Origin of the sequence: Chryseobacterium gregarium DSM 19109 (assembly GCF_000430845.1) — a bacterium.
In the GTDB taxonomy this organism is placed as follows: Bacteria; Bacteroidota; Bacteroidia; order Flavobacteriales; family Weeksellaceae; genus Chryseobacterium; species Chryseobacterium gregarium.
The window spans coordinates 238,156-258,863 of sequence record NZ_AUMU01000008.1 but is presented as its reverse complement, the minus strand read 5'-3'; the positions used below and the strand labels follow the sequence as shown (position 1 = coordinate 258,863).

Sequence of the window (20,708 nt, the reverse complement as noted above, 5' to 3'; positions counted from 1 at the left end):
GCTCTGACTTTCGCTGATGAAACCTGGAAATATTGATTCAAACTGTTTTCCTTTGGCTGAATCCTTATGGCAGAACCCAACAGTTTTTTTGTTGATATAGTACATACTTCTCCCGGAATTATTTTTAAACCCAGATATGATCTCGGTGAAATGATGTAATCTTTTTTATTTAAAGCTATTTTCTGATCTTTATCTGAAGAGGCAAATATATAGAGGTACCCATTCTGATCAGTCAATTTTTCTTTTGGCAGATAATACAGGCTTAATTTATAATTCGCAGGATTAAAATTCTGATCCGGGCCATCAATATTTTCAAAAGGTTTTAACGAAAATGTATTGGCTCCTATTTCCTTTGCTTTCTTGTAGATCAGTGAAAATACTTCGGCATCTTCTTTTGAAAATCCCTGGACCTCTATTTCACCCAGATATTCTGCACCTTCCGCTTCTTGATTGATCTTATAGAGGAATTTGTCTGTATTGTCATGTGTTTTTTCAACTTTCGTAAGATATACATTCTGTGCATTCAAACAGTGAATCAGAAAAATGAAAATGAAAGTGATAAGATTCTTCATACTATATTATATTACTGCGTGAGTATACCGATACATTCTTCCAGACTGTTTTCCCAATATTTGGGTTCTATTTTATAAACTTCTTCAATTTTATCAAGACACATGGTGCTTCTCCTAGGCCTTTTTGCCGGAGTAGGATATTGTTCCGTCGTTAATTCATTTAATTTCACGGAAGATTTTGAAAATTCGGCGATTTTCTGCGCAAACTCAAACCAGGTAGTTTCCGGATAATTCGAGAAATGAAAGATCCCATAGGCTTTCTTTGGGTTCACGATGATTTCCATAATAGCTTCTGCCAAATCATTTGCATTGGTAGGCTGACCGAACTGGTCTGCCACGATTCCCATTTCTTCTTTTTGTGAAAACAGGTTCAACATGGTTTTAACAAAGTTTTTATTAAATTCAGAATACAGCCAGGACGTTCTCAGAATAATGGTTTCATCGTGAGCGTCTAAAGCTAATTCTTCCCCTTTTAATTTTGAGGCTCCGTATACTCCCATTGGATTTGTAAAATCATCTTCGGAATAGCATAAGTTGGTATTGCCATCGAAAACGTAATCGGTAGAAATATGGATCAGAGTTGTCTGATGTTCTTTACAGGCCGTGGCAAGATGAGCGACCCCTCCGGCATTGACTGCAAATGCCTTATCTTTTTCTGTTTCTGCAAGGTCTACCGCAGTATAGGCTGAAGCATTGATGCAAAAATCGGGTTTATGATCATCAAATAAGTCATTGACAAGGTTTGCATTGGTAATATCTAAAGTCTGCGAATCGGTAAAGATAAATTCATAATCAAGCTCAAAATCCGGAGCGATCTTTCTGATGCAGTTTCCTAATTGTCCGTTTCCTCCTGTTATTATTATTTTTTTCATTATGAATTTTTTGCGTTCTGTGACCTTAAAAACTTAACTCTGGACTGGAAATCTTTCTGTTCCAAATCTACATAAAATGTATTAAAGGTTTCTTTGATCTCTTCCGGATGCACTTCCGACTTTCTTGTTTTAACATTAAAATAAATTACCGTCACCCACAATACGGCATGAACGGTTTTCTCATCCAGGCTTTTCATTAAGATCTCCACTTTGGACGTCCTGTCCTGAATATCGATGGTCTTGCTGCTGATTACCACCGAGGTATTATATCTTACTTCTTTTATGTAGGCAATTTCGTTCTGAATGGCAATCCATGTGCATCCTGTAAGTTTGGTATATTCCTCATAGGTAAAGCCATAAAATGTTTCCACATGATCTTCTCTGGCATTGAACATATAGTCAAGATATTTCACATTGTTCAGATGGCCGATCGGATCGCAGTCACTGAATCTGACCTTTACCGTGGTTGATACTTCTTTTTCCATTCTGCAAAAATAAAAAAACCACCCCGATGAGAGGTGGTTAGTTGTATAAATGTTTGTTAATTTCTAAAATTATTGAACACCTAGTTCTTTTTTAACTGCCGGAGTAGCATCTGCCCCTCCTTTAAATACGAAAGCTGAAGAATTTGCATCCATGATATACTCATATCCGTTTGCTTTAGCCACTTTAGAAACAGCTTCGTTCAGCTTTTTCTCAATCGGTTCGTAAGCTGCATCCTGCTTAGCTACAAAATCTTTCTGCGCCTTGTCATTCATCTGCTGAATTTCTTCCTGCATTTTAGCCAATTCGCCTTCTCTTGCTTTATTTTCTTCAGCAGTTTTCTTAGGAGCTTCCTCAGAATACAGCTTTAGTTTAGCCTGACCGGCATCTGCTTTCTTTTTGATTTCGGCTTGTTTAGTATCTAAGTAAGCTTTAAGATCAGTATCTGCTTTTTTCTTTTCAGGCATTGCATTCAGAACACCTATAACATCTAAAGTAGCAATTTTTTGAGCTTTTGCCATACCTACTGATACAACTATCATTACCGCTGCAAATAATACACTTAATTTTTTCATAATGGGTAAATAAATAATTTAATTTGTTTTTAGATCTGTAAATTTAATAAAAGTTAAACTTTTATTTTTTGGTTTTTGTTTTTTCTTTCTTGTCGGTATCTTTTAATAGAATATCCAGTACTTTATCTGAGTAATCAAATCTTTTCTGAAGAAAAATCACATTGTTGCTCGTTTTATCGAGAACCATACCTAAACCGTTTTTTTCAGACATTGTTTTTATCGCTCCCCAAATCTGATCCTGAAAAGGCTGTACCAGATTGGTTCTCAGTTTTTTTATCTCTCCTGTCGCTCCGAAACGTAAGCTTGTAGTGGTCTTGATATTTTTTTCCAGATCCATCACTTCTTTTTCTCTCAGCTTCAGCTGATCACCGATTAAAAGAACTTTTTCACTTTCGAAAGCTGATCTCTTACGCTCGTATTCAGACTGTAAATTCTGAAGTTCAGACTGCCATGTATCTATCTGTGCGTTTAATCTTGCTTCAGCCTCTTTGTACTGCGGCATTTTATTCAATATATATTCAGTATCCACAACGCCGACTTTCTGGGCATTGCTTAAACCGAAAAGCAGGAATAATACGAATGATAAAACAATTCTAAAATTTTTCATACTACGAATTATAATGATTGGTTCATCAAGAAGTGGGTCTTCCATCCGGAAGGCTCAGTTCCAGTAACTGTTTTGTCGAATCCGTAAGCGAAGTCGAACCCAATAAGACCAAATGCTCCCATGTATACTCTTACCCCGACACCGATTGATCTTTTCAGCTGGAAAGGATTATAAGTTCCCCAGGAATTCCAGACATTCCCTCCTTCAGCAAACGTCAGTGCATAAATTTTTGCCGTCTGGTTCAATGAAATCGGGTATCTTAATTCCAACGTAAATCTGTTATAGATAGTACCTCCACCTGTAGGCGTAATATCTTCAGAAGTTCCTCCGTAAGTAGATGCATTTTCATAACCTCTCAACGGAATCAATTCTCTACCGTCATATCGTCCTCCGAAAAGTCCGGTACCTCCTACATAGAATCTTTCAAAAGGCGGAGCTCCCAATTTCTGGTTATATCCATCCATGAATCCCATTTCAGCAGAAGATCTTAAGACCAGTTTACCAACAATCTCGTTGTAAACATCTGCTTTGAACTTCACTTTATAGAATTCCATCCATTTGTATTTTTCCGTAGGGCTCATTGTAGAATAATCTTTATTACTAAACAATGAATACGGCGGTGTGAATTTTACCGAGAGGTCTAAGTTGGAACCTGTCGTCGGAAAAATCGGATCAATACCCGCAGAGTTTCTGCTTAAGCCTATGTTAACACTTAAGTTGTTTGCCGTACCGTAATATTCTGTTGTTCCTCCGAAATCGAAAGGATAATTTTTAAAATCGTACTTCTGAAACTGGAGCCCGGTATACAATGAGAAATAATCATCCGGCCATTTCAGCAATCTGTTTAATCCTACTGTTGCAGAGAAAATATTCAGCTTCTGAGAAGACCCGAACTGATCGGAATATTTTACTCTGGAATTGTTCAAACTTACAGAAAGCGCCGTAGGTCTTGTTCCGAACAGCCAAGGTTCAGTAAATGAAACCCCGTAGTTTTGGAAATATTGTCCGGCCTGTGCCTGAAGGGATAAAGTTTGTCCGTCACCCTGAGGAACCGGCTTAAAGTCTTTAAATTTCAGGAAGTTCTTTAATGAGAAATTGTTGAATGTCAGTCCTAATGTTCCGATAAAGCTGTTCCCTCCGTAACCGGCCTGCAACTGTACCTGGGAAGATCCTTTCTCTACCAGCTTCCAGTTGATGTCCACGGTATTATCCTGCTGGTTAGGCTGGATGTCCTGCCCTACCTGCTGTGGATCAAAGAACTGCATCCCTGCCAGATCAAAATAGGTTCTTTTAATATCGCTTTTAGCAAAAAGATTTCCCGGTTTGGTTCTCAAGGCTCTGAGGATTACATGGTCATGGGTGGTGGTATTCCCTTCCCATGTCACTTTGTTCCATGTTGCTTTTTCCCCTTCATTGATACGGATCTCAAGATTGATCTTGTCACCGTTTACCGATTTTTCCACCGGTGTTACATTGGAGAAAAGATAACCGTTGTTCATATACATCGACTTGATGTCTGAGTCATCTTCTTTTCCACCGTCTTCCCCTACTTTTTTATTGAATCCTACGGCATCGTAAATATCTCCTTTTTTATACCCTAATAATCTCTGAAGATAATCTGTAGGGTATACCGTGTTACCGGTAAAGGTAATGTCACCGATGTAATACTGCTTTCCTTCGTTAAGCTTTACATTGATTTCGTAGTTGTTTCTTTTATTCCTCCATACCGAGTCTGAAACAATAGCAGCATCCCTGTATCCTAAAGAGTTATAATAGTTGATCAGGTTTTGTTTATCTTCCTGATATTTGCCTTCAATAAATTTTGAAGATTTCAAAATACCTCCGATGCCGAATCTTTTCTGCTTGGTTTCCTTAAAAGCTTTATTTCTGAGCTTTCTGTCGGTTACCGCTTGATTTCCTTCGAATTCGATATGGTCTATTTTAATCCTTTTCCCTTTATCGACGTTAATCGTCCAGTCTACCAGATTAGGATCGCCTGCGTTTACTTTATCCTGAATGGTAATTTTAGCATCGGCAAATCCTTTTTTGATATAATCTTTAGGAATATTTGTTTTAAGACTCGAAACCAAGTTTTGAGTAATTTTAGTCCCCGGCTTCAGATTGTTGTCTTTCGCCAATTTCTCATTCTTCGATTTGCTGATCCCTTTCCCGGTGAATTTCACTTCACCAAGATCTTTGAGATCCTGCAGGTAAAACCGTAAAATAACCGTTTCGCCTTCAATACTCTGTACGTACACTTCCACCTCAGAAAAAGACTGGGTGTCCCAGAGTTTTTTAACAGCATTGCTGATTTTCTGTCCCGGGATATCTACCGTTTCACCTTTTGTTAATCCTGTAAACCTCAGAATCTGAGCCGGCGTATATTTTTTAACCCCATCTACAACGATGTCTTTCAGAGTGTAAGTTCCTGCCTGGTTTTCTGCGCGTACAGAATTGCTCACCTGTGTGCTGTCCTGTGGAGTTACCTGTCCATAAAAATGTGCAGAAGCAACAAACATAATGATGGGTAATAGTCTAAACTTCATTTTTTATCGTAGTCTTTCTTGTCTTAATTTACTGAATTTTTATTTGTTCACCGGTCATTCCGAATCTTCTTTCTTTGTTTTGATAATTCACAATACACTGGAAGAAAATATCTTTTGTAAAGTCCGGCCACAGAACATCTAAAAACTGCAGCTCTGCATAGGCGATCTGCCAAAGGAGGAAATTACTGATTCTGATTTCACCGCTGGTTCTTATTAAGAGGTCTACAGGCGGAAAATCTTTTGTATAGAGGTAACTTTCGAATAATTTCTCATCAATGCTTTCTACATCAACCCTACCTTCTTTTACGTCTTGGCTTATATTTTTTATGGCATTCAGTATTTCATTCTGCGAACCATAGCTGATCGCCAATACCAAATTGCCTTTTGTGTTTTCTTTTGTCAGTTCCATTACCCGGAGAAGCTGGTCTTTCACAAGTGGCGGTAGTTTTTCCAGATTCCCGATAACGTGCATCCTTAATCCTTTACTGAAGATTTCTTCTGCTTCCAGCAACAGTGTTTCTACAAGCAAATTCATTAAAGTACTCACTTCTTCTGCAGGGCGGCTCCAGTTTTCAGAGGAAAAGGTGTACAGCGTTAAATAGGGAATATTTACTTCATTGCATGCATTAATGGCATTTCTTACCGCATCAATGGCATTCCGGTGGCCGAAAGTTCTTTCTTCGCCACGTGACTTTGCCCATCTTCCATTACCATCCATGATGATTGCAACATGCTGCGGTAAATTTTCAGGATCTATTTTATCTTTTATCAACGACATATTAATCACAATAACACGGAGGTCTTCCGAATGAATAGGTAAGTCCTAAACTTACGGTGTTCATCCAGTCCTTAGACTTAAGATCTCCTATATTTCTTTCTCTTATAAATGCTGCTTCTCTTTCTTTGGATACTACATAATAAGCATCAGTCTGAAGCAATGATCCTCCGGTAGCAGGGTTTAAAATATCCCCGTTATAAGTAGCCACCACATCTTTGTTCAAAATCTGGTTGTAATCCAGCTGATCCGTCATTGTATATCTTAATGTGGCTTCAGCAAAGATAGCCCAGTTATAATTGAACTTATATTTCAAACCTACTCCAAAAGGAATATGCATGGTTGCTTTTGTTCCGGTGGAATATACCGGCGTTGTGGTAAAATCCAGTTCGTTAATCGGAGCCAGAGCCACACCGTCTGAATCTCTCCTGAAATCATTTACCAATGTCGCTTTCGGAGCATTAAACATTAAGGCACCCACCCCACCGAAAATATATGGACTTACCATGCTTTTCTGCTCATTGTTGACCGGGAAAAAATTATATTCGAAAATCAAACTCGCTTCATAAACATTATTTTTCCCGAATGAATTTCTGTTCTTTCTGTATTCTTCTTTTGCTACTTTATCATTAAACTGAATCTGGTTATATCCCAGATCCAATCTTACGGTCTGATGAGGATTAAAATTAAATCTGTATAAAATTCCCCCATAAAACGGAACTCCCCAATCCGACGCTTTACTTAAATCCAATGGCTTTTGTAAAAGATAATTCGTTCTCCCTATATCCCCAACTAGGTTACTCATACCTAGACGAACTCCAAGTTCGTTTCTTTGAGCTTTAACACTTACCACTGTTCCTAGAGCGGCAAGGAAGCTAAACAATAATTTTCTATTCATAAAAGAATATGGATTTATGGTTATTTTAAAATTTAATTTTTGCAAATATAAAACATTTTTATATTAAAGATAATCTTAATGCTTAGTTAAAAATAAACAAAAAAACATAATTTGTTATAAAGTAAACGACAAACTCGCTAAATTATTCTTTTTTTAATAGATTCAATATGACTGTTATCCCAATAAACCCCATTAAATAAGGGCTCAAAAGTATTATTTTTTATCGGATATCTGCTGACTTTATTTTTAATTCTTCCTAATAGTACTTCTACATACTATCTGGCGTTATGATGATTACCTTGACCATCATTCTACCATTATCCATAATATTGATATTGTGATTATTACATTCGATTTTCATATGAGCACTCCTTCCTTTTATGGTATTGTGAATATCTACTTCAGTATATATTTTACGGCGTACCACACAGATATTCACATCTAAATATTCATAAGCCTTGTAGAGGCCTCCCCAAATCTATACGTGGAGAACCTATAATGAAGTCATAGCTGTAAAGTCCTTTATAAATTTATATTTTGGTTCTTATAAGTTCAGAAGAACCGGTCTGAAAGCTGTCGATTGGATTTGAATTTTGTCTTACATTTTTGTAAACCGTGCCCCGAGCCAGCCTTTTTTGGCTTCCTCAAAATCTTTTCTGGAACAGGGAATACAGTTTTCAATATTTTCATCATCCCCGAAATACCAGAGATTGCTGAACGTATCACGTTTAAAAGCATACTGGCAGTCATCAACCAAAACATAAAACAGTTCATAATGCCTTTCTTTAGGATGGGATCTCTGGATATTGATTCCCTCCGTGAGATACCAGATCATCTGTGCGAGAAGCTGGTGATTCAGCTGGTTTCCTGAATAAATATTATAATTGAAGATCCCGACAGACTTCAGGTTTTCACTCAGCCCGATTTCTTTCATATAGGCGCAGATTTCCCTTCTGTTTAGGCCGTTTACCTGTGGATTCATGGAAAAAGGCTCACTGACACTTTCAACAGCATCACAATTTACGGTCACTAAATCAGCCTTTCTGAAAAAAGGTTCTGTTTTCTCCGTAGAATTCATCATTTCTGCCAACCGCACGATATCAAATTCAACTTCCTTGATCAGCCGTACAGAATCTGCTTCATTTAAATGTTTCTGATAGCCTAAATGATGGTAATTTTTAATAGAGAAATTCTTCGATCCTAAAATTTTGCCTAAAAAGGTGTATTCATTGATTATTTCTCCTTGGTTTAGGGAAATAATATTGCTGATCTGGGTATAATTAATGTGTTTGACCTGAAGATTAAGGGCTGAAAAAAGCGAAAAAGCAAAATCATTTGAACCTCCGATAATTACCGGGACTGCTCTTTTAAAATGACAGGCCGATAATACTTCCTGAAGGATATAGTGGGAATCCTGAACGGATTTCCCGGAAATTAGGTCTCCCAGGTCCACAATAGGAATATCAAAATCCATCTGTGACAATTTGTAAAATTCTTTCCTGATCCCGGTAAAATCCTGTACTTCCGCATTCCCGTCTGCCCCTCGGTAATCTGAAACGAAAAGAAGTACGATGCTGTCTTCCTTTATGTTTTTCGTTATCCGGTTGCCAATCTGCCAGGTTTCCGTTTTGAAATTTCTCGGGGATATAATAAAATCTTCAAAATTCATTCTCTTGTTGCAATCTTAATTTAGGGTCAAAAGTATTAAAATTAAATTATTTGCCCACCATAAAAAGCCATTAACACTATTTGTTAACGGCTTATATGATGATTTAATATTATTTCCTTTTTACGGTTTTAAAATCTCAAAAACAAAAGTAGTAGAAGTTTCAAATACTCCACCCTGTGTAGCCCCGAATAAAAATTGCGGTGTTTTCCCGTCTTTACTCATTAAAAGCATCGGGCGTTCCAGTCTTCCGAACCTGTTTAAATGTTTGGGAGGAGCAGGCTCACTGATGTAATGCTTCATTTCCAGATAAGCAATTTCCGGTTTCGTCCAGTGCATCCCATTCTTTGTGGTTAAATGCAGGCCGTATTCGTGATTATAGAATCCCATATCTCTGGCCACCATATGGAATTTCCCATGCTGCTCCCAGACAAAAGCATCTTCCAGCTGGGCATTATCAGGCAACGATGAAAAATCAATAACCGGGTTTGCAGACACTTTCCGGTAAGGTCCTGCCGGAGAATCTGCCTTTGCCAGTCCATATTTCCGGTTTCCTCTTATGGAACCTTTCTGGTTTTCATATTCTTCGGTGTTCCAGGATTTGTAAAACAGCCAGTATTTCCCGTCGTTTCCTTTTACAAAAGCCGGATTTGTTGTGCAATGATCATCCCAGGAGCCTTTTTCTCCGGGAAGAAGCAAGGGTTCTTCGGGTCTCTTCCACTCTCCGTCAAGGCTTTTTGAAGTGGCCAGTCCGATTCGTTTAGTATTGGTTTTCCCATTGGAATTCCCCATGAAGAACAGATAATACTGACCTTCCACTTTTTTGATTAAGGGATTGTGACAGGTCGTCGCATCCCAAAATTCGCCACCTCTCGGTGAAAGAATCACCTGTTTATGCTCAAATTGATGAAAAGGTGAATCCGCTTCCGCACGGCAGATTTCAGAACCGTTGAGCCACCCACCCATTCCTTTTTCTTTTTTCCACCGTGAATAGAAAAGATGAACTTTCCCGTCTTCACCCCAGATCGGGGAACTGCACCAAATGTAATAGCCCTCCAAAGAAAACTGCCGCCCGATTGGTTTTACATTGAAATACGGTTTGTCTTGTGAAGATAATAAAGTGGTAAATGAAGAACCAAGAATTACCGCACCCATTCCCAGGGCTGAAATTTTTAGAAAATCTTTGCGGGTGAATAGCCTGTCCTTACTCATATCATCTATTTGACAGCTAATTTATTGTAAGTAAACAGACAGAGTATCCTGTACTTTGGGGTTTGGTGCATGAGAAATAAGTATATTTGAATAGCTGATAATTACAGAACAAAAATTCGTAAAGCCTTTACTTTAATATAAATAGAATTTTGCCTTATTAATACATCAATTATTCAGTATATGAACAAGATCGCTGAAAAAATATTAAATAACAAATCTGATTATAAAAGAAATTTAGATTATTTAGATTTAAAGTATAATGGCATATTCTCTAAGAAATTAATGAAAGAGAAAAAATTCAAACTAAATTGAAATTGGAAAACCTGGATAAAATATGGGAGTTACTTGAAATGTGTTACTATGATCATATAGATCAAGTTAAACGATTATTGGAAGAAGGAGTTGATGTCAATGGAATTGGTCATAATGGTATGTCACCATTAGATGCAGCTAAGGCAGGAGAAAATGATGATATAGTTGAATATCTTTTAAGAATGGGAGCCAAAGAAAACTTAAATTCTTTGGATTAAATAATCCTCACCATCAAATAAAAAGCACAGACTAAAAATCTGTGCTTTTCTATATTAAAAAATAATTTACTTTTTTGCTGCTGGTTTTTTAGCCGGAGCTTTTTTAGCAGTTGTTGTTGCTTTTTTGGCGGCAGGTTTCTTAGCCGCCGGCTTTTTCTTCTCCGCAAAAGCTTTCGGATCCTGATCGGTGATCCATTTTTTAACCTCATCAAGAGAAATCTCTTTCAGTTCTTCCCCTTCATATTTGGTATCATCCGCTTTTTTCGGGATTTTAAACATGGCTTTACCGAATTTGATGAAGGGTCCCCATCTTCCGTTTTCAATGGAAATTTTTTCTTTTTCCCACTGCTGGATATAGCGGTTGGCTTCTTTTTCCAGTTTGGCATCAATCAATTCATTGATATCACCTTGGGAAAGATTTTCAAAATCATATTTCTTGGGAACATTCACGAAAATACTCTTGTATTTGATGAAAGGCCCGAACCGTCCTGTTCCTTTGGTTACCGGCTCGCCTTTATAGCTGGCAATCGGCGCATCGGCTATTTTCTTTTCACTGATAATTTCCTCCGCACGTTTCTGGTCTACAGACAGCGGATCTTCACCTTTCGGAATACTGATGTACGTTTCGCCCCATTTCACATAGGGACCGAATCTTCCGACTCCGACTGAAACCGGCTGTCCGTCTACCTCATTCAGGTCAAAAGGTAATTTGAACAGCTCCATAGCATCTTCAAAAGTGATCGTTGCAATATTCTGGCCGGTCATTAAAGAAGCAAAAATCGGCTTTTCCTCGTCATCCGTCTCCCCGACCTGGATCATTGGACCGAACCTTCCGATTCTGGCATGGACATTTTTACCGGTTTTAGGGTCCGTACCCAAAAGCCGCTCTCCTGTAGCGCGGTCTGCATTTTCTTCAACATCTTCAATCCGCGGATGGAATTTCGAATAGAAATCGTTCATCATCTGCTTCCATTTCTGGTCGCCGCTTGCAATTTCGTCGAAACTTTCTTCCACTCTGGCCGTAAAGCCGTAGTCCAGGATTTCTTTAAAATGATCGGTGAGGAAATCATTAACCACTTCACCGATATCCGTCGGAATGAATTTATTTTTGTCGCCCCCGAATTTTTCTTCAAGGACTTCTTTTTTAATATTGTTTTTTGTTAAAGAAATTTTAACCACCTCACGGGTCTGAGGTTCAATTTCTCTCTTATCAACATACTCACGGTTCTGAATCGTCTGAATGGTCGGCGCGTATGTTGACGGCCGGCCGATTCCCAGTTCTTCCAGTTTCCTTACCAGACCGGCTTCCGTATACCGTGCGCTCGGTCTTGTGAACTTTTCTGTTGCCGTAATTCTTTTATAGTCTAAAACTTCCCCTACTTTTACTTTCGGAAGCAGCTTTTCGTTGTTTTCTTCATCATCGTCTTCTGCTTTTACAATCCCGTAGGCTTTCAGGAACCCGTCAAAGATAATTACTTCCCCCTGTGCCTCGAAATTTTGGGGCAATTGGGCATTCCCGATTTCAATAACGGTTTTTTCAATTTTGGCATTGGCCATCTGGGATGCCAGCGTCCTTCTGTAGATCAGCTGGTACAATTTATTCAGCTGGGCATCACCCACACTTTTTACGCTGAAATCCGTCGGACGGATTGCTTCGTGAGCCTCCTGCGCAGATGAAGATTTCGTAGTATAGTTTCTCGGTGCGGAATATTCTGTCCCGTATTCTGAAGTAATCTGTTTTTTTGCACCTTCAATAGCTTCCTGAGAAAGGTTTACCGAGTCTGTTCTCATATAGGTAATGTACCCTTCTTCATATAACCTCTGTGCAATACGCATGGTATTGGTCACATTATAACCCAGTCTGGATGAAGCTTCCTGCTGTAAAGTCGATGTTGTAAACGGAGCGGAAGCAGAACGGGTTCCCGGTTTTGTCTCAACATTCAATACTTTGAATTCCGTTGCTTTTGCCTGTTCCAGGAATTTTTCAGCCTCTTCTTCTTTACTGAAGTCTTTTTTAAGTTTAGCGGCAATTTCCTGATGCGCCTGATTTAAAAAGACACCATCCAGTTTGAAACTCGCTTTCGGAACAAATTCGCGGATTTCTTTTTCTCTTTCAACAATTAACCTTACGGCAACCGACTGCACCCTTCCTGCCGATAATCCGGGTTTTATTTTTTTCCAGAGTACAGGGGACATTTCAAAACCTACGATCCTGTCCAGCACCCTTCTCGCCTGTTGGGCATTCACCAGGTTCTGGTCAATATCTCTCGGGTTGTCAATGGCTTTCAGAATGGCGTTTTTGGTAATCTCGTGGAAAACGATTCTTTTCCGGTTTTCCGGTTTCAATTTTAATTCATCTGATAAATGCCAGGCAATAGCCTCTCCTTCACGGTCTTCATCGGAAGCCAGCCATACCATTTCCGCTTTCTTCACAGCGGCTTTCAGTTCCGTTACCAATTTCTTTTTGTCTGCGGAAACTTCGTAATCCGGACTGAAGGTAGCCAGGTCTATTCCCATTCCTTTTTTAGGCAGATCCCTGATGTGTCCGAAACTGGATTTCACATCAAAATCTTTCCCTAAATACTTCTGAATAGTTTTTGCCTTGGCCGGTGACTCTACGATTACTAAATTTTTCGACATCCTAAAATTTTTGCAAAAGTATAGTTTTTTTATCAGATAGATTTTTTTATTACATGGATTTAGCAATTCCGGGCGCACAATAAATACTCTGTGCATGACTTTTGTGAAAATGAAATACCTTCATTCCCCTTTGTCATTCTATATAATATTGAGAAATAATAATGATAATATAAGAAACTGCTTTATTTATTATAGTCATTCAAATCTATATACAGAACCGTTTAATCTGATAATAAATTAAAAAGTCAGATGATTAGTATCATATTATGTAATTAATTAATATTCTCCTAATCATTAGTCATATCAAACGGATAAGATAAATTTTTGAACAAAATAGATAATGCCTTTCAGATACATAGTAATTTCAAATAATACAATCTTTAAAAGTGTTAAATTATTAAATAGAAGTCGTAAATGCTTATAAATATTAAACAGAATTCCCTTCAATTAACGCAAAAGTATGCTTAAAGTATTACTCAATACTATATTTTAGAAGCCATGAATCAAATGCAACTGATTTTCATCTAAATATTTTATTGATTTTCAGTTAAAACTTTTTGAACTCATCATGAAAAAATTAAATTTGCAGCTTGATTTACCATGAGATGCATCGTTTCTTTATTTATTTATATTATCTGATCTCCGGAAACAAGCTTCTCTCTGCATTTTTTGCAGCAGGGATAATAATTTTGTGTGTGTTTTTTGCTTCAAAAATCAATTTTGAAGAAGACATCAACCAGATCATTCCCAAAAGTGAAAAATCGGACCTTACTGCAAAGGTCCTGAAACAGCTTAATTTTTCAGATAAAATCATTGTCATTATCGAAAATAAGTCGGCGCAGAGCAATTTTCAGTTATCTGAAACGGCGGATGCATTTTTAAATCAGATAGAACCTTTGAAACCATATATCGGTTCGGTTCAGGGGAAAGTAAATGACAATGAAATTTCAGAAACCTTTGATTTTGTCAATCAGAATCTCCCTTTATTTTTAAATGAAGATGACTATCAGGAGATTGAAAGGAAACTTCAGGCCGACAGTATCGCCAAACAGGTAGAAAACAATTATATCTCTTTGTCTTCACCGACAAGCCTGGTAACGAAAGAATTTATCAAGAAAGACCCGCTGGGAATTACTTTCTTAGGTATTAAAAAGCTCAACGCTTTGAATATCAGTAAAGATTTCAAACTTGAAGACAGCTATATTGTTACCAAAGACGGGAAAAATCTCCTTCTTTTCATTGATCCGAAAAACAAAAGCAACGATACCAAAAACAATGAAGGTTTTGTCAATCAGCTAAATGAAATAAAAAACCATCTTAACCAGGAGTTCAAAGGAAAAACAGAGATCAGCTATTTCGGTTCGCCGGTGATTGCCGTGGCAAATGCCCAACAGATCAAAAAAGACATTCAGAATACGGTAATTATTTCAATGACGGTCCTTTTGATTCTTCTGATCTATTATTTCAGGAATATCTTTACGCCTATTATTGTTTTTCTTCCTACTGTTTTTTCCGTTTTGCTGGCTTTGATGATCCTGTACTTTATTAAGGATAAAATTTCAGCCATTTCACTCAGTGTAGGAGCCATCCTCATCGGCATTACCATTGATTATGCCCTGCATATCCTCACCCATTACAAGCACAATAACAATATTGAAGAGCTGTACAAAGAAATTACTCAACCCATTATATTAAGCAGCGCCACAACGGCTGTTTCATTTCTGTGCCTGGTTTTTGTACGCTCTGAAGCACTGAAAGACCTCGGACTTTTTGCAGCAATCACGGTGATCCTGTCAGCCGTCAGTGCTTTAATTATAGTCCCTCAGCTTTACAAGCCGAAAACGCATGAAAAGAAAACCGGCACCAATTTTATTGACAAAATCGGAGCTTACCCGTATGAGAAAAACAAACCGTTAATTATTAGCTGCTCCGTTATTATCATCGCATGTCTTTTCGGATTCAGGCACGTGGGCTTCAATGAAGATATCAGTGACTTGAATTATATCCCAAAGGATTTAAAAATAAGCGAAGCTAAACTGCAGAAGCTGTCGGATATCACTTCAAAATCTATTTACACGATTTCTTACGGAAATTCCGGAGAGGAAGCCCTGACAAGAAACTCCCAGCTGAGCCGCTTTCTGGAAAAAGAAAAAAAAGAAGGAAAGATTTTAAGCTACAATTCTTTGGGAAATGTTGTTTTATCAGAAAAAGACCAGCAAAAAAGAATCGAAGCCTGGCAAAGATTCTGGGATGCGAATAAAAAAAACCGGACCCTTTCCGAATTAATAAATAATGGCCATACGTTCGGGTTCAACAGTTCAGCGTTTGATCAGTTTACCGAAAATTTAAATAAACCCTACACGACTTTAAGCCTGAAAGACTATTCAACAGTAAAAGCCTTACAGATTTCAGAATTTTTAAGCCAGGAAAATGGTTTTTACACCGTTTCAAATGTCGTAAAAGTAGATGAAACCAAAAGAGATGCTTTCATCAGTGATGTTGAAAAGAATCATGATGCACTGGCAATTGACCGGCAGCAGATGAACGAAAATTTTTTAGGCCTTTTAAAAAGAGATTTTAATACACTGATCAACTATTCCCTTCTGGCCATTGTCCTAACGATCGTTGTGTTCTTCAGAAACTTCGAACTGACTGTTCTTACCATGTTTCCGATTGTCTTAACAGGAGTGGTAACCGCAGGAATCCTCTATTTTCTGGGATTGGAACTGAATATTTTCAGCACCGTGGTCTGTACGCTGGTTTTCGGGGTAGGGGATGATTTCAGTATCTTCCTGACACAGGCCATGCAGAAGGAACACACCACCGGGAAAAATGAGCTTCCCACCTATAGAACTTCTATCATTCTGGCAGTCTTCACCACGATTTTATCAATCGGCTCACTGATTTTCGCAAAACATCCGGCTTTGCATTCTTTGGCCCTGGTAGCCTTGATAGGCATGTTTTCCGTGATCATCATTACCTCTACCTTATATCCGTTCTGGTTCAGGCTGCTAATTACCAACAGAGCGAAGAAAGGGCTTTCCCCTATTACGTTCAGGCTGTTTTTACAGGCTGTGGTTTCTTTTTTATATTACGGCTTGGGCGGCCTGTTTTTTTCCCTGTTCATAAGCCCTTTCACCAGGAGTTCCGGAGGCGGAACCTTAAACTTTATAAAATTAATTTTAGCCCGGTTTTTAACTTCTGTCCTATTTACGAATCCATTTGTAAAGAAGAAGGTCATTAAAAATACGAAAGAAGATTTCACCAGGCCGGCTGTGATCATTGCCAACCACACTTCTTTTCTGGATACGTTAGCCATCTCTATGGTTACCCATAAAATAATTTACCTGGTCAATGACTGGGTATACCAATCACCGGTTTTCGGAAGAATAGTGAGAGCATTAGGATTTTATCCTGTTTCGCAGGGCATTGAAAACGGGATGGATCAACTCAGGGAAAAAATAGCCCAGGGATATTCTCTGGTTGTTTTTCCGGAGGCGGAACGTTCTTATACCAGCAACGTGAGGAGGTTCCATAAAGGTGCTTTCTATCTGGCTGAACAGTTTGGGCTTGATATTCTGCCGCTTTACATTCATGGGAATTCTGAGGTGTTGCCGAAAGGGGATTTTATCATTTATGACGGAGCCATTACCGTAAAAGTCGGTGACAGGATCAGCAAAGATGATGCTGGTTTCGGCAGGAATTATTCTGAAAGGACAAAGACCATCAATGCTTATTTCAGGGATGAATTTGCAAAGATGAGAACAGAGACTGAAGATGAGAATTATTTTAAGAAGAGTCTGTTCCTAAGCTTCCTGTATAAAGATGCAGAAGTTGTGAAAGAGGTAAAAAGGGATTTCAATGAAAACAAATCTGTTTACTTCGAACTGAATAAACACATTCCGAAGGATGCCAATATTTTGCATATAGCAGATGATCTCGGACAAAAAGACGTTTTGCTGACCCTTCAGCAGCCGGGAAGAACTGTTTTCAGCTTTATCAAGAATAATGAGAAGCGGCAGATTGCCGGACAGAACTATCTGGTGAAGAGAAGGAAAATCAATTATATAGAAGCGACGGATGAAATTATGAAAAGAATTGATGTCCTGCTGATTTCCGATCATCAGTTCAATATCAGCGGAATAGCGGAAATTCCTGAAACGGTCATCTTTTTTAATACACAAAATAACACAGTAAGCCCTGATGGTTACAGGCTTAAATTTGATTCGGGGCCTTTAAAAGTATTTAGTTCTGAATAATAAATATGAAAATCATATTTTTGTAACCGGATAAAAAGAATTAATGAAAAAGAATATACTTGTAGTCTATTATACACAGTCGGGACAATTAGAAGATATTGTAAAAAATATTGCCCGGCCGTTTGAAAATAAAGACAGCGAATATGAGGTAACTTATTACAATATCAGACTGAAGAAAGATTTTCCTTTCCCTTGGTCCGGCGATGTATTTTTCAACACCTTTCCGGAATCGTACCTGCAGATCCCGAGCGAGATCCTTCCGCCTGCGGATGAGGTACTGAACAAGAAGTTCGATCTGATTATTTTTGGATACCAGGTCTGGTATTTAACACCTTCTATCCCTGTTATTTCATTCCTGAAAAGTAAATATGCAGAAGGAATTCTGAAAGGCACGCCTGTGGTAACCGTTTCAGGAACAAGAAATATGTGGATGCTTTCTCAGGAAAAATTAAAAGTATATTTAAAAAACCTGAAAGCACCGTTAGTAGGGAACATCGCCCTGGTAGACAGACATGATAATTACACCAGTGTATTAACGATCCTCCGATGGATGACGACCGGGAAAAAAGAAAAATCAGGGGTCCTTCCGGCTGCAGGAGTTTCAGATGAAGAAATTGCCGGTTCGGTAAAATACGGAACGATTATAGAAAAACATTTTTCTGAAAATAATTTAGGAAATCTACAGCCCGAACTGGTAAAAAACGGAGCCGTGGAGATCAGGGCATTCCTGGTACGGGTGGAAAAAGTAGGAAACAAAATTTTCACCGTATGGTCTAACCTGATCATCAGGAAAAAAGAAAAGCGCCCATTGCTTATCAAATTCTTTAAGGTATATTTGATGGCTGCGATCTGGGTTATTTCACCAATCGTATTGGTTTTTCACTTGCTGACAACCCCTGTTTTTTGGTTTAAAAGAAAGAAACAAAGAGAATATTTACAAGGAATTAATTTAAAATAGAATGTACGACGTATTTATAACAAAAGCATCCACATACTTACCCAATGAACCGGTTTCAAATGACGAAATGGAAACGTATCTTGGTTATATAAATGGCGCAAAATCTAAAGCCAAGTCAATTATTTTAAGAAATAATAAAATTGTTACAAGGTATTACGCTTTAGACAAAGAAGGAAACCCTACTCACACCAATGCACAGATTGCCGCAAATGCCGTAGAGGGCCTTTTTGATGATCAGTTCAAGAAAGAAGATATGGAACTGCTTTCTGCAGGGACTTCTTCTCCGGATCAGATCCAGCCTTCACATGCGTCCATGATTCACGGCGAACTCAATATGAATAAATCTCTGGCTGTTAATACCGCATCCGGACTGTGTAATTCCGGGATGAATGCACTGAACTATGGTTTTCTGTCGGTAAAAGCCGGAGTTAACAAAAATGCAGTCTGTGTAGGTTCAGAAAGAATGTCTGCATGGATGACGGCTGATAAATTCAACCATGAAGCAGAAAACCTGTTGTTACTGGAAGAAAGGCCGATTATCGCTTTCAAGAGAGAATTTCTAAGATGGATGCTTTCCGACGGAGCCGGAGCTTTCCTGCTGGAAGATAAACCGAGGGAAAATGAAGTTTCTTTAAAAATAGAATTTATTGATTTTTATTCTTACGCCCACGAAATAGAAGCGTGTATGTATGCAGGAACCGAAAAGCAGGAAGACGGAAGCCTGAAATCATGGGCAGATTACCCTTCTGATGAATGGCTGAAACAGTCCATTTTTGCTTTAAAGCAGGATACCAAACTGCTGGATCAGTATATTTTAGTGAAAGGAGCTGAAAGTTTAAGATCTTCTTTTGACAAACATAACCTGGATCCTGATACGGTAGACCATGTATTGGCGCATATCTCTTCCGGGTATTTTAAAGAAGGGCTGAAAAATGAATTTGCCAATGTAGGGCTTGATTTCCCTTGGGAAAAATGGTTCTATAACTTATCTGAAGTAGGAAACATCGGAGCAGGCTCGATCTTTATTGCCTTAGAGCAGCTGATGAATTCCGGAAAACTGAAAAAAGGGGAAAAAGTACTTCTCTGTGTTCCGGAAAGCGGAAGGTTTTCCTATTCCTGTGCCCTGTTAACCGTTTGTTGATGAAAAACAAATTGCCTACTTCCGACCGTAACTTTGTGGAAAGCCTGATTCCTCAGCGATTCCCTTTTGTTATGGTCAGCAGCATTGCCGGTTACACTGAAGATCAGCTGATTTCAGGATTTCAAATAGAGCAGGAAAATATTTTTGTCCAAAACGGAGTTTTCCAGGCATCGGGGCTGATTGAGCATCAGGCACAAAGCGTAGCTTTACACACCGGCTATAAATATTACCTGCTTGGAAAAGAAGCTCCGACAGGTTATATCGGTGCCATCAAGTCTTTTGAAGCGCATGCATTACCGAAAGCCGGAGATATATTAAGAACCGAAGTGAAAATCCTGAATGAAATCATGGGCGTAACATTGGTAGATGCTGTTACCACATTGAATGATAAGGTTATTGCAAGTTCCCAGATGAAAACAGTGGTAAAATAAATCTTAAAAGTTTAATCCGGTGCTGATTGAACCTGTATGTTGTGAGATCAACGAGCTTTAGAAAAAACTTTTCGGTCTTTATGATTAAAAAATAAAAATGGAAATCAAGGAAGAAAACATCGTCAACATCCATAATTTTCTCCCGCATCGGGAACCGATGCTGATGACAGATTATATCCTGGAATTAACCCAAGAAAAAGTGGTGACTTCCTTTGAAATCTCAGAAGACAATATTTTTGTCCACCATAATGAGTTTGTTGAAGCGGGCTTAATTGAAAACCTAGCCCAGACCTGTTCTGCAATTCTGGGGCAAAGTTTCTTTGAAAATCCTGAAGCCGACACGAAGGTGATCGGTTTTATTACCAATATCAAAAAGATTGAAGTTTTTGCATTGCCTAAAGTAGGTGACAAGATTATTTCAAAAGCATCATTGATTTCTCAATTCGAAAATATATGTCACATTTTCTGTGAGACCTTTAATCATGATGAGCTGTTAATCCGGGCCGACATTAACCTGTTCATCCAAGAAGTAAAGCACTGATA

Annotated in this window: 17 protein-coding genes; 6 read left to right on the top strand and 11 right to left on the bottom strand. The window is 38.4% G+C overall.

Translation table 11 applies throughout. The annotated features are described in order from the left end of the window. The 10 genes from H561_RS0110960 to H561_RS0110915 form a co-directional block, all read right to left on the bottom strand. A partial coding sequence (locus tag H561_RS0110960; RefSeq protein WP_027387047.1) for a hypothetical protein occupies positions 1-572 on the bottom strand: 572 nt, incomplete at its 3' end. Between the two features lie 11 nt (positions 573-583). Next, complete coding sequence (gene rfbD, locus H561_RS0110955; protein ID WP_027387046.1) at positions 584-1,444, bottom strand: dTDP-4-dehydrorhamnose reductase; 861 nt, start codon at positions 1,442-1,444, stop codon at positions 584-586. Continuing rightward, positions 1,444-1,929 (bottom strand): acyl-CoA thioesterase, encoded by a 486-nt coding sequence (locus H561_RS0110950; RefSeq protein WP_027387045.1) that lies wholly within the window; start codon positions 1,927-1,929, stop codon positions 1,444-1,446. The genes rfbD and H561_RS0110950 overlap by 1 nt, the downstream gene beginning before the upstream one ends. Before the next feature lie 69 nt (positions 1,930-1,998). Next, positions 1,999-2,502 carry an OmpH family outer membrane protein gene (locus H561_RS0110945; RefSeq protein ID WP_027387044.1) on the bottom strand — a complete coding sequence of 168 codons (504 nt, stop codon included), beginning with the start codon at positions 2,500-2,502 and terminating at the stop codon, positions 1,999-2,001. Between the two features lie 61 nt (positions 2,503-2,563). Next, positions 2,564-3,109: an OmpH family outer membrane protein gene (locus H561_RS0110940; protein WP_034761981.1), complete on the bottom strand. Its 546-nt coding sequence runs from the start codon at positions 3,107-3,109 to the stop codon at positions 2,564-2,566. 8 nt (positions 3,110-3,117) lie between these two features. Then, positions 3,118-5,655 carry an outer membrane protein assembly factor BamA gene (gene bamA / locus H561_RS0110935; RefSeq protein ID WP_027387043.1) on the bottom strand — a complete coding sequence of 846 codons (2,538 nt, stop codon included), beginning with the start codon at positions 5,653-5,655 and terminating at the stop codon, positions 3,118-3,120. 28 nt (positions 5,656-5,683) lie between these two features. Then, positions 5,684-6,433: an isoprenyl transferase gene (locus H561_RS0110930; RefSeq protein ID WP_027387042.1), complete on the bottom strand. Its 750-nt coding sequence runs from the start codon at positions 6,431-6,433 to the stop codon at positions 5,684-5,686. A gap of 1 nt (position 6,434) precedes the next feature. Continuing rightward, positions 6,435-7,328: a DUF6089 family protein gene (locus H561_RS0110925; RefSeq protein WP_027387041.1), complete on the bottom strand. Its 894-nt coding sequence runs from the start codon at positions 7,326-7,328 to the stop codon at positions 6,435-6,437. Between the two features lie 598 nt (positions 7,329-7,926). Next, on the bottom strand, positions 7,927-8,997 hold the full coding sequence (locus tag H561_RS0110920) for a formimidoylglutamase (RefSeq protein ID WP_027387040.1): 1,071 nt from the start codon (positions 8,995-8,997) through the stop codon (positions 7,927-7,929). A 120-nt stretch (positions 8,998-9,117) separates the two neighbouring features. After that, positions 9,118-10,206, bottom strand: a complete 1,089-nt coding sequence (locus H561_RS0110915) for a glycoside hydrolase family protein (RefSeq protein WP_027387039.1) — start codon at positions 10,204-10,206, stop codon at positions 9,118-9,120. A gap of 314 nt (positions 10,207-10,520) precedes the next feature. On the opposite strand from H561_RS0110915, the gene H561_RS0110905 reads away from it, so the two are divergent. Further along, positions 10,521-10,736, top strand: coding sequence for an ankyrin repeat domain-containing protein (locus tag H561_RS0110905; RefSeq protein ID WP_034761976.1), 216 nt, complete (start codon positions 10,521-10,523; stop codon positions 10,734-10,736). Positions 10,737-10,802: 66 nt separating this feature from the next. Here H561_RS0110905 and topA read toward each other — a convergent pair whose 3' ends face one another. After that, the gene (topA, locus tag H561_RS0110900) at positions 10,803-13,376 is read right to left on the bottom strand and encodes a type I DNA topoisomerase (RefSeq protein ID WP_027387037.1); all 2,574 of its coding nucleotides are present in this window, start codon (positions 13,374-13,376) and stop codon (positions 10,803-10,805) included. Between the two features lie 695 nt (positions 13,377-14,071). Between topA and H561_RS0110895 the strand changes: the two genes are divergently transcribed. The 5 genes from H561_RS0110895 (at position 14,072) to H561_RS0110875 (ending at position 20,706) form a co-directional block, all read left to right on the top strand. Further along, positions 14,072-17,635, top strand: coding sequence for an MMPL family transporter (locus H561_RS0110895; RefSeq protein WP_228372257.1), 3,564 nt, complete (start codon positions 14,072-14,074; stop codon positions 17,633-17,635). Positions 17,636-17,678: 43 nt separating this feature from the next. Beyond that, complete coding sequence (locus tag H561_RS0110890; RefSeq protein ID WP_027387035.1) at positions 17,679-18,593, top strand: hypothetical protein; 915 nt, start codon at positions 17,679-17,681, stop codon at positions 18,591-18,593. A 1-nt stretch (position 18,594) separates the two neighbouring features. After that, entirely contained in the window at positions 18,595-19,734 is a 1,140-nt protein-coding gene (locus H561_RS0110885) for a beta-ketoacyl-ACP synthase III (RefSeq protein WP_027387034.1), read from the top strand. Next, positions 19,734-20,165: a hypothetical protein gene (locus H561_RS0110880; RefSeq protein WP_027387033.1), complete on the top strand. Its 432-nt coding sequence runs from the start codon at positions 19,734-19,736 to the stop codon at positions 20,163-20,165. Before H561_RS0110885 ends, H561_RS0110880 begins: the two co-directional genes overlap by 1 nt. 97 nt (positions 20,166-20,262) lie before the next feature. Continuing rightward, positions 20,263-20,706 carry an ABC transporter permease gene (locus H561_RS0110875; protein ID WP_027387032.1) on the top strand — a complete coding sequence of 148 codons (444 nt, stop codon included), beginning with the start codon at positions 20,263-20,265 and terminating at the stop codon, positions 20,704-20,706. Positions 20,707-20,708: the final 2 nt, after the last annotated feature.